This is a genomic window from Colwellia hornerae, assembly GCF_007954355.1.
Lineage (GTDB): Bacteria > Pseudomonadota > Gammaproteobacteria > Enterobacterales > Alteromonadaceae > Colwellia_A > Colwellia_A hornerae.
The window spans coordinates 90,590-105,804 of record NZ_VOLR01000011.1 but is presented as its reverse complement, the minus strand read 5'-3'; the positions used below and the strand labels follow the sequence as shown (position 1 = coordinate 105,804).

Annotated in this window: 12 protein-coding genes; 7 read left to right on the top strand and 5 right to left on the bottom strand. The window is 40.2% G+C overall.

The genetic code is table 11. The features are described from left to right. The first annotated feature begins 108 nt into the window (after positions 1-108). The 5 genes from gltB to ESZ26_RS09490 all read left to right on the top strand — a co-directional run bounded on the left by gltB (position 109) and on the right by ESZ26_RS09490 (position 8,742). Positions 109-4,569 (top strand): glutamate synthase large subunit, encoded by a 4,461-nt coding sequence (gene gltB / locus ESZ26_RS09510; RefSeq protein WP_146796880.1) that lies wholly within the window; start codon positions 109-111, stop codon positions 4,567-4,569. Between the two features lie 33 nt (positions 4,570-4,602). Beyond that, on the top strand, positions 4,603-6,018 hold the full coding sequence (locus ESZ26_RS09505) for an FAD-dependent oxidoreductase (RefSeq protein WP_146796877.1): 1,416 nt from the start codon (positions 4,603-4,605) through the stop codon (positions 6,016-6,018). A gap of 179 nt (positions 6,019-6,197) precedes the next feature. Then, positions 6,198-6,956: a substrate-binding periplasmic protein gene (locus tag ESZ26_RS09500; RefSeq protein ID WP_170246344.1), complete on the top strand. Its 759-nt coding sequence runs from the start codon at positions 6,198-6,200 to the stop codon at positions 6,954-6,956. Positions 6,957-7,075: 119 nt separating this feature from the next. Continuing rightward, positions 7,076-7,939 carry a YicC/YloC family endoribonuclease gene (locus tag ESZ26_RS09495; protein WP_146796871.1) on the top strand — a complete coding sequence of 288 codons (864 nt, stop codon included), beginning with the start codon at positions 7,076-7,078 and terminating at the stop codon, positions 7,937-7,939. A 137-nt stretch (positions 7,940-8,076) separates the two neighbouring features. Beyond that, positions 8,077-8,742: a YceH family protein gene (locus ESZ26_RS09490; protein ID WP_146796869.1), complete on the top strand. Its 666-nt coding sequence runs from the start codon at positions 8,077-8,079 to the stop codon at positions 8,740-8,742. A gap of 59 nt (positions 8,743-8,801) precedes the next feature. Here the strand turns inward: ESZ26_RS09490 and ESZ26_RS09485 are convergent, their stop codons facing one another. The 4 genes from ESZ26_RS09485 to ESZ26_RS09470 form a co-directional block, all read right to left on the bottom strand. Next, complete coding sequence (locus ESZ26_RS09485) at positions 8,802-9,407, bottom strand: HAD family hydrolase (RefSeq protein WP_146796866.1); 606 nt, start codon at positions 9,405-9,407, stop codon at positions 8,802-8,804. 241 nt (positions 9,408-9,648) lie between these two features. Next, entirely contained in the window at positions 9,649-11,358 is a 1,710-nt protein-coding gene (locus ESZ26_RS09480; protein ID WP_146796864.1) for a GMC family oxidoreductase, read from the bottom strand. Next, positions 11,355-12,074: a gluconate 2-dehydrogenase subunit 3 family protein gene (locus ESZ26_RS09475; RefSeq protein ID WP_223271592.1), complete on the bottom strand. Its 720-nt coding sequence runs from the start codon at positions 12,072-12,074 to the stop codon at positions 11,355-11,357. The genes ESZ26_RS09480 and ESZ26_RS09475 overlap by 4 nt, the downstream gene beginning before the upstream one ends. A 4-nt stretch (positions 12,075-12,078) precedes the next feature. Next, complete coding sequence (locus ESZ26_RS09470) at positions 12,079-12,576, bottom strand: thioredoxin family protein (RefSeq protein ID WP_146796861.1); 498 nt, start codon at positions 12,574-12,576, stop codon at positions 12,079-12,081. Positions 12,577-12,730: 154 nt separating this feature from the next. Between ESZ26_RS09470 and rph the strand changes: the two genes are divergently transcribed. Next, on the top strand, positions 12,731-13,444 hold the full coding sequence (rph, locus tag ESZ26_RS09465) for a ribonuclease PH (protein ID WP_146796859.1): 714 nt from the start codon (positions 12,731-12,733) through the stop codon (positions 13,442-13,444). Between the two features lie 26 nt (positions 13,445-13,470). Continuing rightward, entirely contained in the window at positions 13,471-14,124 is a 654-nt protein-coding gene (gene pyrE, locus ESZ26_RS09460) for an orotate phosphoribosyltransferase (RefSeq protein WP_146796857.1), read from the top strand. A gap of 108 nt (positions 14,125-14,232) precedes the next feature. On the opposite strand, the gene ESZ26_RS09455 is transcribed toward pyrE, so the two are convergent. Further along, complete coding sequence (locus tag ESZ26_RS09455) at positions 14,233-15,213, bottom strand: putative metalloprotease CJM1_0395 family protein (protein ID WP_146796854.1); 981 nt, start codon at positions 15,211-15,213, stop codon at positions 14,233-14,235. Between the last annotated feature and the right edge of the window lie 2 nt (positions 15,214-15,215).

Below are 15,215 nucleotides of genomic sequence, written 5' to 3'. Positions count from 1 at the left end.
AAGGGTTCCACCTGAGTGAAAACAGAGTATTTATGCATTATTTGTATAACTTTATTCCTTTAACATATTCTCTGTGCTCAAGTGGTTATTTCTTGAGGAGAAAATAACATCATGCTTTACGATCACAGCGTTCAAAAAGACAACTGCGGATTTGGCTTAATTGCTCACCAACAAGGTGAAGCAAGTCATAAACTGGTAAAAACGGCAATTCATGCCCTTGACCGCATGCAACATCGTGGCGGCATTGCTGCTGATGGTAAAACGGGCGACGGTTGTGGCTTGTTGATGCAAAAACCTGATACTTTCTTTCGAGCTATTGCCGAAGAAAACAACTGGAAGCTGGGCCGAAAATACGCTGTAGGCATGATTTTCCTCAATCCTGATCCTATTCAAGCCGAGTTAAGTAAAAAAATTCTTGAAGAAGAGTTAGCGCGTGAAACCCTAACCCTTATTGGCTGGCGCATAGTGCCTACTGATACTTCTATGTTAGGTGAGACGGCAGTCAATAACATGCCGCAATTAGAGCAAATTTTTGTTAATGCTCCTCCTGGCTGGAGAAACCGAGATTTAGAACGCCGCTTATTTATGGCACGTCGTCGTGCAGAAAAACGCATTGATGATAGCGTTTTTTATGTGGCGAGTTTATCGTGTTTGGTCACTATCTATAAAGGCTTAATGATGCCGGTAGATTTACCAAACTTTTATTTAGATCTTGCTGATATTCGCATGCAAACGGCCATTTGTGTTTTTCATCAACGCTTTTCAACCAATACTTCTCCGCAATGGCACTTAGCACAGCCTTTTCGTTACTTAGCTCATAATGGTGAAATTAATACAATTAAAGGCAATCGACAGTGGAGTCGTGCACGTACCCACATATTCAAATCACCTTTATTACCCGATCTTCAAGATGCAGCGCCCTTTGTTAATGAAAGTGGTTCTGACTCATCTTCACTCGATAACATGCTTGAATTATTCCTTGCTGGCGGTATGGATTTATACCGAGGTATGCGTTTGTTAATGCCTCCTGCTTGGCAAAATAGCCCGTTAATGGATGAAGACCTAAAAGCGTTTTACGAATTTAACTCTATGCACATGGAACCATGGGACGGTCCAGCCGGTGTTGTGGTTACCAATGGTCGTCATGTTGCCTGTAATTTAGATAGAAACGGCTTGCGTCCTGCTCGTTATGTTATTACTCGTGATGGTTTTATCACCCTTGCCTCTGAAGTAGGTATTTGGGATTATGGTGAAGATGAAGTGGTTGAAAAGGGTCGCGTTGGTCCAGGTGAAATGCTTGCCATTGATACTTACACCGGCAAAATATTCACTTCTACCGATATTGATGAAGAACTAAAAGTTCGCCACCCTTACCGTGAATGGTTGGACAAAAACATCCGCCGTTTAGTGCCCTTTCATCAACTCGATGCCGAACTAATTGGTAAGCGTATATTTGATGATAAAGGCATATCGCAATACCATAAAATGTTTAATTACAGTTACGAAGAAATTCATCAAATTGTGAAAACGTTGGCTGAAAATGGCATGGAAGCGACTGGATCTATGGGTGACGACACCCCAATGGCAGTACTTTCAAGTCAACCTCGTACAATTTATGATTATTTCCGCCAGCAATTTGCCCAGGTAACAAATCCGCCGATTGATCCATTACGTGAACGCTATGTTATGTCACTGGGTACCTGTATTGGTCGTGAACATAATGTCTTTAACGAAACAACGGGGCATGCTGACAGAATTTTATTCGCCACACCTATCTTAATGTACACCGGATTAAAGCAGCTACGTGAACTTGACCCTGAGCATTACCGCAGCGACACACTCAACTTAAACTACCCCACAGAAGAAGGTTTAGAAGCGGCTATTATCCGTTTATGTGATGAAGCCGAGACCTTAGTTCGTGATAAAAACACCGTTATCTTAGTACTTTCAGATCGCAAAATTGATAAAGGCTTGTTACCTATACCCGCAGCGATGGCCGTTGGTGCAGTACAACAACGCTTAGTTGAAACACAATTACGTTGTGACTCAAATATTATTGTTGAAACGGCATCAGCAAGAGATTCACATCACTTTGCTGTGTTATTGGGTTTAGGCGCCACCGCTGTTTATCCTTACCTTGCTTTTGAAACCATTGAACAATTAGTTGAGCAAGGGCAAATTGAATTAACCGCTCGCCAAGCCGTAATGAACTATCGTGATGGCATCAATAAAGGCTTGTTGAAAATATTATCTAAAATGGGTATTTCAACAATCGCCAGCTATCGTTGTGCAGGTTTGTTTGAAATTATTGGTTTGCATCAAAATATCATGCAAATATGTTTCCCTGATTTACCGAGTCGTATTCAAGGCGCTGATTTTTCAGATATAGAACAAGACAACATTAACCTTGCTCGCAAAGCCTTTTTAGCACATCAAAAAGTTAATCACGGTGGCTTACTTAAGTATGTACATGGCGGTGAATACCACGCTTATAACCCTGATGTTGTGACTTACCTACAAAAAGCAGTTCAATCTGGCGATTATGCCGATTATCGCCTGTTTGCTGATCAAGTAAATAATCGACCAGTAGCAACGTTACGTGACTTATTGGGCTTTAAAGAAGATACCCAAGCGATTGATATCAGCAAAGTAGAACCTGATACTGAAATGTTTAAACGCTTTGATAGTGCCGCTATGTCTATTGGTGCATTAAGTCCTGAAGCGCATGAAGCATTGGCAATTGCCATGAACCGTTTGGGCGGTTATTCAAATTCAGGTGAAGGGGGTGAAGACGAACGCCGCTTTGGTACTGTAAAAAATTCACGTATCAAACAAATTGCTTCGGGCCGATTTGGAGTGACACCGCATTACTTAGTTAATGCCGATGTACTACAAATAAAAGTCGCTCAAGGCGCAAAGCCCGGTGAAGGTGGTCAATTACCCGGTGATAAAGTTTCACCGTTAATTGCTAAGTTGCGCTTTTCAGTACCCGGTGTGACCTTGATTTCTCCACCACCACATCATGATATTTATTCAATTGAAGATTTAGCTCAGCTTATTTTCGATTTAAAACAAGTTAACCCTAAAGCGGTGATTTCAGTAAAACTGGTTTCAGGACCTGGTGTTGGCACTATCGCTTCTGGCGTTGCTAAAGCTTACGCCGATTTTATTACCATTTCAGGTTACGACGGTGGTACTGCAGCTAGTCCATTGAGTTCGGTTAAGTATGCCGGTTGTCCATGGGAGTTAGGTTTAGCCGAAGCACACCAGTCATTAGTGACTAACGGTTTACGTCATAAGGTACGTTTACAAGTTGATGGCGGATTAAAAACCGGTATCGATATTGTTAAAGCAGCAATTTTAGGTGCAGAAAGCTTTGGTTTTGGTACCGCGCCTATGGTCACTCTGGGCTGTAAATTCTTACGTATCTGTCATTTAAATAATTGTGCTACAGGTGTTGCAACACAAGACGATGTTTTACGTGAAAAATTCTTTAAAGGTTTACCTGAGCAAGTAATGAACTACTTTAAGTTTATTGCCCAAGAGGTGCGTGAAATTTTAGCCCGTTTAGGCGTTGAAAGCTTAACCGCGATAATTGGTCGAACCGACCTACTAGTTCAACTAACAGGTTTAACAGCTAAACAGCAAAAATTAGATTTATCGCCAATTATTGCACCCGTTGTAGCGGGTGCTGATACGGCTCTTTATCAAACAGAAGGAAATAATCCTTTTGACAAAGGCGTGTTGAATAAAGAAATATTGGCGGCTTGTACTGATGCTGTTTCGCATAGCGCAGGCGGTGAGTTCCGTTTTTCTATACAAAACACTGATCGCTCTGTCGGTGCATCATTATCGGGTGAAATTGCTCGTCATCATGGTGACCAAGGTATGGCGTCATCTCCTATTAAAATTTATCTTAATGGCACCGCTGGCCAAAGTTTTGGTGTTTGGAATGCTGGTGGCTTAGAAATGACCCTGACCGGTGATGCCAATGATTACGTTGGTAAAGGAATGACTGGCGGTAAGCTAACTATCAAACCACCTAAAGGTGTTGAGTATTTAAGTCATAAAACCATGATCATGGGTAATACTTGTTTATACGGCGCAACCGGTGGCAGACTTTATGGCTGTGGCCGTGCGGGTGAGCGCTTTGCTGTGCGTAACTCGGGTGCTCATGCCGTTATTGAAGGCACAGGTGATCACGCTTGTGAATACATGACGGGTGGCATAGTGACCATTTTGGGCCAAGTCGGTGTAAACTTTGGTGCAGGTATGACCGGTGGTTTTGCTTATGTGTTTGATGAGTCTGATGATTTAGATATTCGCTTAAATAGCGAATCAATCGAGTTATTACCAATAAGTGACCTGACTATTCATCAAGAACATTTACGCGGAATTATTAATCAACATTTTGATGAAACAGGCAGTGCGCGCGCTCAAGAAATATTAGCTGACTTTGATGCCTACGCACCGCGATTTAAATTAGTTAAACCTACGGCAACCGATGTTAAAACCTTATTAGGTCATCGTAGTCGTTCATCTGCTGAACTTCGCGTTCAAGCACAGTAGTCGTGTCGAGAATGCGAGTTAAGGAAACACAGTATGAGTAAAAATGTTTATCAATTTATCGATGTTAAGCGCATCGATCCGCCTAAAAAAGCGATTGAACAACGTAAAATAAATTTTGTTGAGATCTATCAGCCATTGGGTACCGACCAAAGTGCTGGCCAAGCAGACCGTTGTTTAGATTGTGGTAATCCCTATTGTGAGTGGCAGTGTCCCGTGCACAATTATATTCCACAATGGCTAGAGTTAGTTACCGAAGGTAAGATTTTTGAAGCTGCTGACTTATGTCATCAAACCAATAGCTTACCAGAAATGTGTGGCCGTGTTTGCCCACAAGACAGACTCTGTGAGTCTGCCTGTACGTTAAACGAAGATTTTGGTGCTGTTACTATTGGTAATATTGAGAAATACATTACCGATACTGCGTTTGCACAAGGGTGGAAACCTGACTTATCGGACGTAGTAAAAGTGAACAAACGTGTTGCTGTGATTGGTGCTGGCCCTGCCGGTTTATCTTGTGCTGACGTTCTAACACGTAATGGTATCGACGCTGTTGTTTACGACAAACATGCTCAAATAGGGGGTTTGCTAACTTTTGGTATTCCATCGTTCAAACTTGAAAAAGATGTTATTCAAACGCGTCGTGAAATCTTTGAAGGCATGGGCATTGAATTTCGATTAAATGTTAATGTCGGTGTTGATATAACCATTGATTCATTAAGTGAAGAATACGACGCAGTATTTTTAGCACTCGGTACCTACACGGATATGACCGGTGGCTTTGAACACGAAGGCGCTGCTGGTGTTTATACCGCACTTGATTTCTTAATTGGTAATACGCAGAACCTAATGAAAATTACTGAAAATGCTAAACCCTTTGTCAGTTTTGAAAATAAGAAAGTCATTGTACTCGGTGGTGGTGATACGGCAATGGATTGTGTACGTACCTCAATTCGTCAAAGTGCTACCGAAGTGACCTGTGCTTATCGTCGTGACGAAGCCAACATGCCAGGTTCACCACGTGAAGTTCAAAATGCTAAGGAAGAAGGTGTTAACTTTCAATTTAACATACAACCTCTTGATATTGCTATTGATAAAGATGGTAAAGCCTGTGGTGTTAAATTTGTAAAAACTCAACTAGGTGTTGCGGATGCGAAAGGCAGAAGAAGTCCAGAACCGATAGCAGGTAGTGAGTTTATTATGGAAGCTGACGCGGTCGTCATTGCTTTTGGTTTCTTACCTAGCCCACCACAATGGATGAAAGATGCCGGCGTTGAAATAGATAAACGTGGACTAGTTTTAGCCGCTGATAATAGCGAGTTTGCCTTACAAACCACTAAGCAAAATATTTTTGCTGGCGGTGATATGGTACTAGGTTCAGACCTTGTTGTTACGGCCGTTGATCAGGGTCGAAAAGCGGCGATTGGCATTTTAGACTTCGTACTGAGTTAACTATATTTGATGTTTATTTTAAAAAGCAGCCTAGGCTGCTTTTTTTATGCCTAAATTTAATAATATAACCACCCGTTCAAATAAAGTGAGCTATATTGATAAAGATAAAATAAAAATCTTAGTTAAGGTTTATAAATAGTATTATGACCAAGTACGGTGCGGATACTAAAAATGTATATATGATTAAATTTTATAAAAACTATATCGCTATTTTAACAATAAATTTTTTCTTTTCATTGATACCCTTTGAAGGTAAGACTGATGAAATAGAGGTTGTTACCGAGTATTTAGAGCCTTATCAAATTAAAAATTCCGATGGTAGCTTGGGTGGTTTTTCTCCCGATGTAGTCGCAGCATTATTTAAAATAACTAAAGACCATCCTAAGATTCAAATAATGCCTTGGGCAAGGGCATACGAGGTTGCACTTAATAACCCTAATATTTTAATTTACTCTATTGCTCGAACAAAACTTAGAAATAAAAAATTTCATTGGATTGGTGCACTTAAAGAAGAACGCTTATACTTTTGGGGATTAAAAAAACATTACACGAAAGCTAACTATAAAGTAGCGGCATTAAAAAACCTTAAGATTGCTGTTTCTAGAAACTCTAACTCAGCACAGTATTTAATCGCTCAAGGCTTCTCCAATATTTATCAACTCGCTAACGAGCGACAAAATATGGATATGTTATTTATCGATAGAGTTGATCTAATACTAGCGACACAAATCACCATAGAAACAAGGGCTAAAAACCTCGGCTATGACTTTAATAAACTACAAAGATTACACGAAGTAGCCGCTTTAAATAATAAACTCAGTATTGCCTTTAGTCTTGAGACTGCACCAACATTAATAAAAAAATATCAAGCGGCATTTCAACAGTTAGTAACCAATGGTCAACTTGCAAAAATTAAAGAAAAATGGAAATTATATTAATAATTGTTAGCTTAGTATAAATAAAAGTTCATTCTTTAAGCGCTTAAAAATATACTAGCTACCTGATTGCACGTTTGGCATAATTACCTTAATTTTACATTCAGTTAACGGACAACAATATGATCCACAGTATGACGGCTTTCTCTCGCTTTGAAGTAAAAGGAGATTGGGGCAATGCAGTTTGGGAAATTCGCTCTGTAAATCAACGATTTTTGGAAACTCATTTCCGCTTACCAGAACAGTTTCGTAGCATTGAACCCGCCTTACGAGAACGTTTTCGCAAACAGTTAAACCGTGGCAAAGTCGAGTGTAGCCTTCGTTTCAATGCTAACCCATCAGCAAAAAACAATTTGTCACTTAATAAAGGTTTAGCTGAACAACTGCTGCAGCATGCAAGTTGGATCAACGAGCAAACACTTAATAGCCAATTAAATCCTTTAGAAATAATGCGCTGGCCTGGTGTCATGGAAGCTGAAGAAGCAGATATGACCAGTATTCAAAAAGAAATATTGGAAGGCTTTGAACAAGCGTTAAAAGACTTTATCGATGCTCGGACAAGTGAAGGAGAAAACTTAAAAGTATTACTTGAACAACGTCTTGAAGGTATTGTTGAACAGTCAGACAAAGTAAAAGCATTTATGCCAGAAATTATCGCCTGGCAACGTAAGCGGATCACCGATAAATTCACCGACGCGAAAATTGAGCTTGATTCAAGCCGTGTTGAACAAGAGCTAGTCTTACTTGCGCAAAAAATGGATGTTGATGAAGAAATTGATCGCCTCTTTAGCCATGTTAAAGAGACAAGAAGCATTCTTAAAAAAGGTGGTGCACAAGGTCGTCGTTTAGATTTTATGATGCAAGAATTTAATCGTGAAGCGAATACCTTAGGTTCTAAATCAATTAATGTTGATATCACCAATGCTGCCGTTGAACTAAAAGTACTTATCGAGCAAATGCGTGAGCAGATCGCGAATATAGAATAATAGTTAAGTAGATTTATTCTTTCAAAAGCCATAGCAAACTATGGCTTTTTTTATAGCTGATAAAGCAACTTAACATAGTAAATATAGACATAGCTTGCTATAACATCAGCAAAGATTTTTGTCAGGGAACTTTAAATATGATCACACTATCCGCTGAGCAATGCCGCATTATTGGCGTAATGCTTGAAAAAGAAACCACAACACCTGAACAATATCCACTGTCATTAAATGGTATTACCCTAGGCTGTAATCAAAAAAGTAACCGTGAGCCGGTAACGAGTTTTTCTGAAAGTGATGTGCAAAACTTAGTTGATGAATTGGTAGAAATGAATCAATTAATGGTAGATCGAAAAGCGTCCGTAAGAGTTAATAAATATTTTCATCGTTTCTGTGATACTGAGTTTGGTCATTTAAAATTTACCCGCCAGCAAAAAGCCATTATTTGTGTGTTATTGCTAAGAGGCCCGCAAACTCCGGGAGAGTTGAGAACTCGGACCAATCGTTTGGCTGACTTTACCGATGTCAGTGAAGTTGAAACGACTTTGCATCAGTTGCAAAATTTAAACGGTAAGATATTGGTCAAAAAACTAGCGCGAGAGCCTGGCAAGCGAGATTCTCGCTACGTGCATTTACTTTCAGGTACCGATGAAGCTCAATTAGCTGAGATTAGCACCGTCAAACTGGACGATATATCATCTGAAAATCAGCCTATTCTAGAGCAAAGAGTAGCAGATCTAGAAAAGCAAGTTACCGTATTAAGCGAACAAGTATCATGCCTTACAAGATTACTTGAAAATAAGTAATTAACAATTTAATGCGCATGCAGACCTATGGTAAAGCATATACACTGCAGATGACTCCATTATCCATGTTCAACAAGAGAGACTTGCTTAATTGTCTCGCTTAATTCATTGAGGTCATGAACGACAACATCTGCCAACTTTTCATAGCTTGCTGTTATACCATAATTGATAAGGCAAGACATGGTGTTGGCATTTTGCGCCGCTTGCAAATCATATAAATAGTCACCAACATATAATAAGTTTTCCGGGGCTATCTGCCACAGCTCGGCTAAATGTAATAACGCATCAGGAGCCGGTTTAGCTTTGTGGTCTTCTCTGGTTAATAATATCGCTATATCGATATCATTATTTTTGATTTTTATCGTCGCTGCTTGTCGACAATTTCTGGTAACAATCGCGCAAGGTAAAGATAACTCAGCTAACAAAGTTAAAATTTGGTCGGTGCCCGCCAACTTCTTTGCCGTCAGAGCATCATTAATTTCATACTCTATTACTAGCTCATTAGCTTCGACTTGATGATTTGCGGGTAAAGCATCAATAAAGTCTAATAAATCTATGCCTTTCGGACAACCTAAAGAAGCTCTTATACTGTCAAAATCTAAAGATGAAGAGACCAAGGTGTTGTCGAGATCAAATATAATGCCCAACGGTTTATGTGCTAACAATACTGTATTACTCCTCAATTTCGAACAAAATCATTGAGTGTAATAATGATATTGGCTGTGATTAGCAATTTATTACACTGGGTTGTTCTTACAACCATTAATAATACGTGGCAATAGCGAATTCAGATCAGACTTATCAATTAGCCATTGAAAAGTTTATCTCCTCGTTAGCATCTAATCATCACACAGCTAAAAGGGAATACCTTTATCCCCTTTCAGCGCTCTCCTAATAAAAAAATGACTAAATAATAGACTCCTGCCAACGGTGTTTAATATGCTCTGCAACTCGAAAGGCATTGGCATAAATGGTAAATGTGTAAGGCACACTGCCCCCTGTGGGCATAAATGAGCCATCGGTAACATATAAATTATTGACTTCATGGGCTTGGCAGTATTTATTCAATACTGAGGTTTTGGGGTCATTACCGAACCGGCAACCTCCAGCCATTAAGTTTGTTGGTGGGTAGCTACTTACAGAGCTAGTAATATTTTTTGCGCCCATACTTTCAAGCAACTTCTCGCCTTTCTTAGCGAGATACTCTCCAACCACCATATCGTGCTGGTGTGCGCCAATTCTTACCTTGGCAACGGCTTGCCCCCATTTGTCGGTGACTTCCGTGTCTAAACTAACAAAACAATCGTCGGTGGGTAACCAGTCATTAAAGACTTCAAAACGTAAGGTTTTATAGGAGGTAAATTCTTCTTTTAAGTTTTTCTGTAATTGCTCGCCCCACACCAATTCATTTTCATCATTGAATTGTTGCCCTTGTGCACGAGCAATAGGATTTTGATAAAAGAGAAAGTCTATGGTGCCGCCTTTCGCTTGACCTTGTTGATTAGCACCAGAGAAACTTTTATCGTCAATTTGATACCAGTCTTGCAAAGCACGATTTATAAAAGGGCCAACTTGCTTTAATTGGGCTTGCTTTTCAGTGGTTAAATCAGCAAACAAAAAGTCACCCTTGCCGGTACCACCGCCGCTAAACACTAAGTTTTTACCGACCTGCCCGCTATTGTTCGCCAGCCCTTGTGGAAACTTTTTCCCTTTTGAAGCGAGTAATAAACGTGATGTCTCCACCGCTTGGCAAGCCACCACATAAATTTTTGCTGTTGCTGTTTGCTCTCGACCTTGTGAGTCGTAATAATGAATGGCAGATATTTTACCTTCATCATCACTCGCTATATGATAAACCTTAGCATTTGCTTTTATGGTTAAATTTCCCGTTGCCACGGCATGGTTTAACAAAGCAGCTCGACCACTACCTTTTGCGCCCGTTGAACAACCATAACTACTACAATACCCTGAGTATTCGCAGCTTTTTCGTCCCATGGCTGGAGTCGATAAGATGGCACGAGGAACGGGCATTGAATGATAGCCAATATTTTTTGCTGCTTTGTCAATCCAGTCTGAGACTTGATGATCAACTAATGGCGGGTAAGGAAAATCCGTTGAACGTGGCTCTTGGTGTGGATGTGAAACAACTTTCCCCGAGACACCAACATCTCGTTCTACTTGGGCATAAAAAGGTTCAAGCTCGTCGTAGCTGATTGGCCAATCGACAATATTAGCGCCTTCAATATCACCAAAGGTTGACTTTAATTTAAAATCTACGGGTTTTAAACGATGAAAATAACCGCTCATAAAGTTAGATGAGCCACCGACAACATTACCGTTCCAAAAGCTCCAACCCGATTCACTTGTTGGCTCGCCTTGCCAATAGTTTTCTCCGTCAGCGGTTTGATATTCCTCTTCAATAACATGCTGTTCATCAGCCAGTTTTGGGTTATAGGAATCACGTAAACTAATGGCTAATTCATCTTTGAAAAATTCTTTCTCGGTTAACCACGGACCTTTTTCCAGTATTAATACTTTAGCACCCGCTTTCGCTAACGTATAAGCGACAGGTGAGGCCCCAGCACCACTGCCGACTATGCAAATATCAAAACTCATGCTTTGTTACTTCCCTTAACTGTCGACAACTTTTTATTTGCTAACAGGTCTTTTGATTGAATGATGTTATTGGCGCTTTTATCACCGGCCACTGACCGTTTAGGTAACTCGAAATAACGTTGGCCCACTTCAGGTAATGGGAAGCCCGCTTGGTGTTCTAACCATTGCCACCCCATACCTTTTGGATTGCCCCCATAAGCAGGTGGCGATAGCATGGCTTCAAAAATATAACCCAATAGATTATTCAGCCAGTTTTCTCCCGCTCTCGAGCCGCTAATACCTCGTAACATGGTTTCTTTTTCGACTGTACTTAATTCAGTGAAAGTTTTTTGTAATTGGTTTTGTGTGTAGCCATTTAACCAACCAACACCTTTAAAGATAAAGTCAATTTCACTTTTTTCTGTCGGTTGTTGATAGACAACATTATATAAATAAATAACAACGTTTAATTGTTTCGCACTTGGGCCACTGCTCGATTCTGGTAGCAAATGGTCAAGCACTGCATTCAGCGTTAACCAAGGATCAGCCTGCAAAGTTTCCAGTAATTTATCTTTCTCATTTTGACTGAATGCCAAAGCAGGAAGTGTAGCGATTGCCGTTGCTCCCGCTGCTGATTTCAATAATCTACGACGAGAAAATTTATGTGATAACCACGTAGGTGTTTGATAGTTTTTATCAAAAAAGCTGTTGATTTTATTTAATGCTGACACTGACATTTATTTACCCTTTTGTCGCACTGCTTTGCCATTTATTAAGAAAGGCTAACCACTGTTTTTTAGAATATTGTTCACCAACGAGCAATTCGGCGGTATCTTTTGATAAAATCATTTTACCGCTGCTTGTTGAGACATACATATGAGGATAGCCTAAAACGGGTGGTAACGATTTCATAAATGCTTCGTTTTCATTACTGTCACTAACGCTTACTTTTAACAAAACAAACTCGTTATGAAGCTTTTGATAAACCTCTGGATTTTCAACCAAAAACGCATCCATTTTTTTACACCAAGTGCACCAGTTGCCGCCAATTTCAATTAGCACATTGCGCTGAGTTTGTTGGGCGAGCTTAATTGCCGCATTCGCATCTTTAAAGGGATCACTTTTGTCATCATAGACTTTACTGTATTTCGGTAAATCATCAGCGTTAATCGCTGCGGCGGGTGTTGTTAGCAAAAAAGAGGTGAAGATAACAAGCATTAAAACAGCAAAGCTTTTCATAAATAGACTCAATAAAAAATAGGATATTGTAAAGTACGGCTAAATAGACCTTAGTTAGATTAACTATATTTCAAATTGTTTTCACGTCATTATGTCAAATTTGTTGCTGAACGATTATAATGCGCAACAATTATTTCACCATAGGTATAGCAACATGCGTCCAAGCGGCAGAACTCCAGGTCAAATACGTCCTGTAACCATTACTCGTCAATTTACTACTCATGCTGAAGGTTCAGTATTAATTGAATTTGGCGACACCAAAGTTATTTGTACTGCCTCGGTAGAAGTCGGTGTACCGCGCTTTTTAAAAGGGCAAGGTAAAGGTTGGATCACTGCAGAATATGGCATGTTACCTCGCTCTACCCACACTCGTATGCGCAGAGAGGCCGCTAATGGTAAACAAAGTGGTCGTACCTTAGAAATATCTCGTTTAATCGCTCGTGCATTGCGTGCGGCTGTCGATTTAAAAGCCCTAGGTGAAAATACCATTAGTGTTGATTGTGATGTTATACAAGCTGATGGTGGAACACGTACTGCTTCAATTACCGGTGCTTGTGTCGCATTAGTCGATGCTTTAAATTATATGCGCGCTAAAGATATTATTAAAACTAACCCGTTAAAACACATGATAGCAGCAGTTTCTGTTGGTATTTATAAAGGTGAAGCTGTTTCAGATCTTGATTACCCAGAAGATTCTGCTGCCGATACCGATATGAATGTCGTTATGACAGACACAGGTAAATTGATTGAAATTCAAGGAACAGCCGAAGAAGCGCCGTTTAGTTTTGATGAAATGCACAACATGCTAGCTTTAGCAAAAGACAGTATTAATGAGCTATTTGACATACAAAAGTTAGCGCTTAACTAAACACTCTTATTAAAATGGGAATAATGATGAAAGATTATCAACGTGAATTTATTGAATTTGCTCTAGCGAAAGAAGTATTACGCTTTGGTGAATTCACTTTGAAGTCAGGCCGTACCAGTCCATATTTTTTTAATGCCGGCTTATTCAATACTGGTGGCGATTTAGCACGTTTGGGTCGTTTTTACGCACAGGCACTCGTTGATTCTACTATCGAGTTTGATTTACTTTTCGGTCCAGCTTATAAGGGCATTCCGATTGCAACTACCACAGCAGTAGCATTAGCTGATCATCACGGTATGGATATGCCTTATTGCTTTAACCGTAAAGAAGCAAAAACTCACGGTGAAGGTGGCAGCTTAGTTGGCTCACCTTTACAAGGTAAAATAATGTTGGTTGACGACGTTATTACTGCGGGTACCGCTATTCGTGAATCAATGGAAATTATTAAAGCCCATGGCGCTGAATTATCAGGTGTATTAATCGCTCTTGACCGCCAAGAAAAAGGTCAAGGTGAGTTATCTGCTATTCAAGAAGTTGAACGTGACTTTGGTACGCAAGTTATCGCGATTGTAACCTTAGCAGATGTTGTCACTTACCTTGAAGAGAACCTTGCTTTGCAACCTGCATTAGCGAAAAGTTTAGCCGGCATTAATACATACCGTGAAAATTACGGTATCTAGCTAATAACCATTAAAATTTCTTTAGCTTAACTAAACAAGCACAGTAAAACGCCTCATTATTTATTAATAATGAGGCGTTTTTATTTATAGGGTAATAATTAAGAGGCTTTAGGCGGTTAATTGGAAATGAAAACTAGGTTCTTTTTCATAAGCTGTCGTTATGCCAGAATAAAGGCTTTCAATTCTTAATGCTCGCTCATCAACAGCGCTATCACGGTTAGGTACAATTTCGTCCTGAGACGCTAACGTGCGATTAACTAGTGTATCAAAATCTTCTGTTTCTTGATTTTCTTCTGCTGAAAAAACATCGCTAGACTTACCTTGAATCGTGGTATTTTTTGCTTCACTGCTGTCTGCTAAGCTAATCGCGACCAGTTCTGTTTGCGCTTGTAAAATAGCTTTTGATGCTGAAGCCGCAACACGGGTGTCTTGGATTGAAGGATCAGCAGGTGCTAATGCAGCGGCATAGACCTTTTGCATTTTGCTAATGGTCGCTCTTGGATCACCATTAACCGTAGAAAGGTCTACTGAAACCTCACCACCAACAGCATACTTTTTTCCGTCAGGACCCGTTTCAAAAGTATAAGAAGGCGAACCTGTCGATGCGCCCCCGACAGAAGCATGCGCTAGTTCATGAGCACGTACTTCTTGATCTCTTAGTTGCAGCTCATTAATAATTCTTTGTTCGGTAAAAGCTTCTCGACTGCTAGCAGCAGTGCCATCAGGAGACCCTGTTGAACTTTGACCGTTCTCACTGTCATCTTCAATAGCATCTTCGTTTGCATAAAAACCGTCAGTTGTCGACTGTTGGTCCGATGAACCACTTTCGCGGTTGCTATCACCGTTAATGGTCTTGGTTGCTGATTCAGCTTGTTTACGAATGCTTTCAAAATCAACATTTTCGTTATTCTGTGCGGGTGTTCTGCCTCTTTCTTTATCAGACGCTACCCCTTTTTCTGCTGGGGACTGGCTTGAGGCCGTTGGTTTTGTAATAACTTCACGGATATTATTTTCACGACGCAAGCTATCCGTTTGCGGATTAACCGCGGTAGGGATAGACAGGGTAGGCGTTTGCGGCGTGATATTCATTA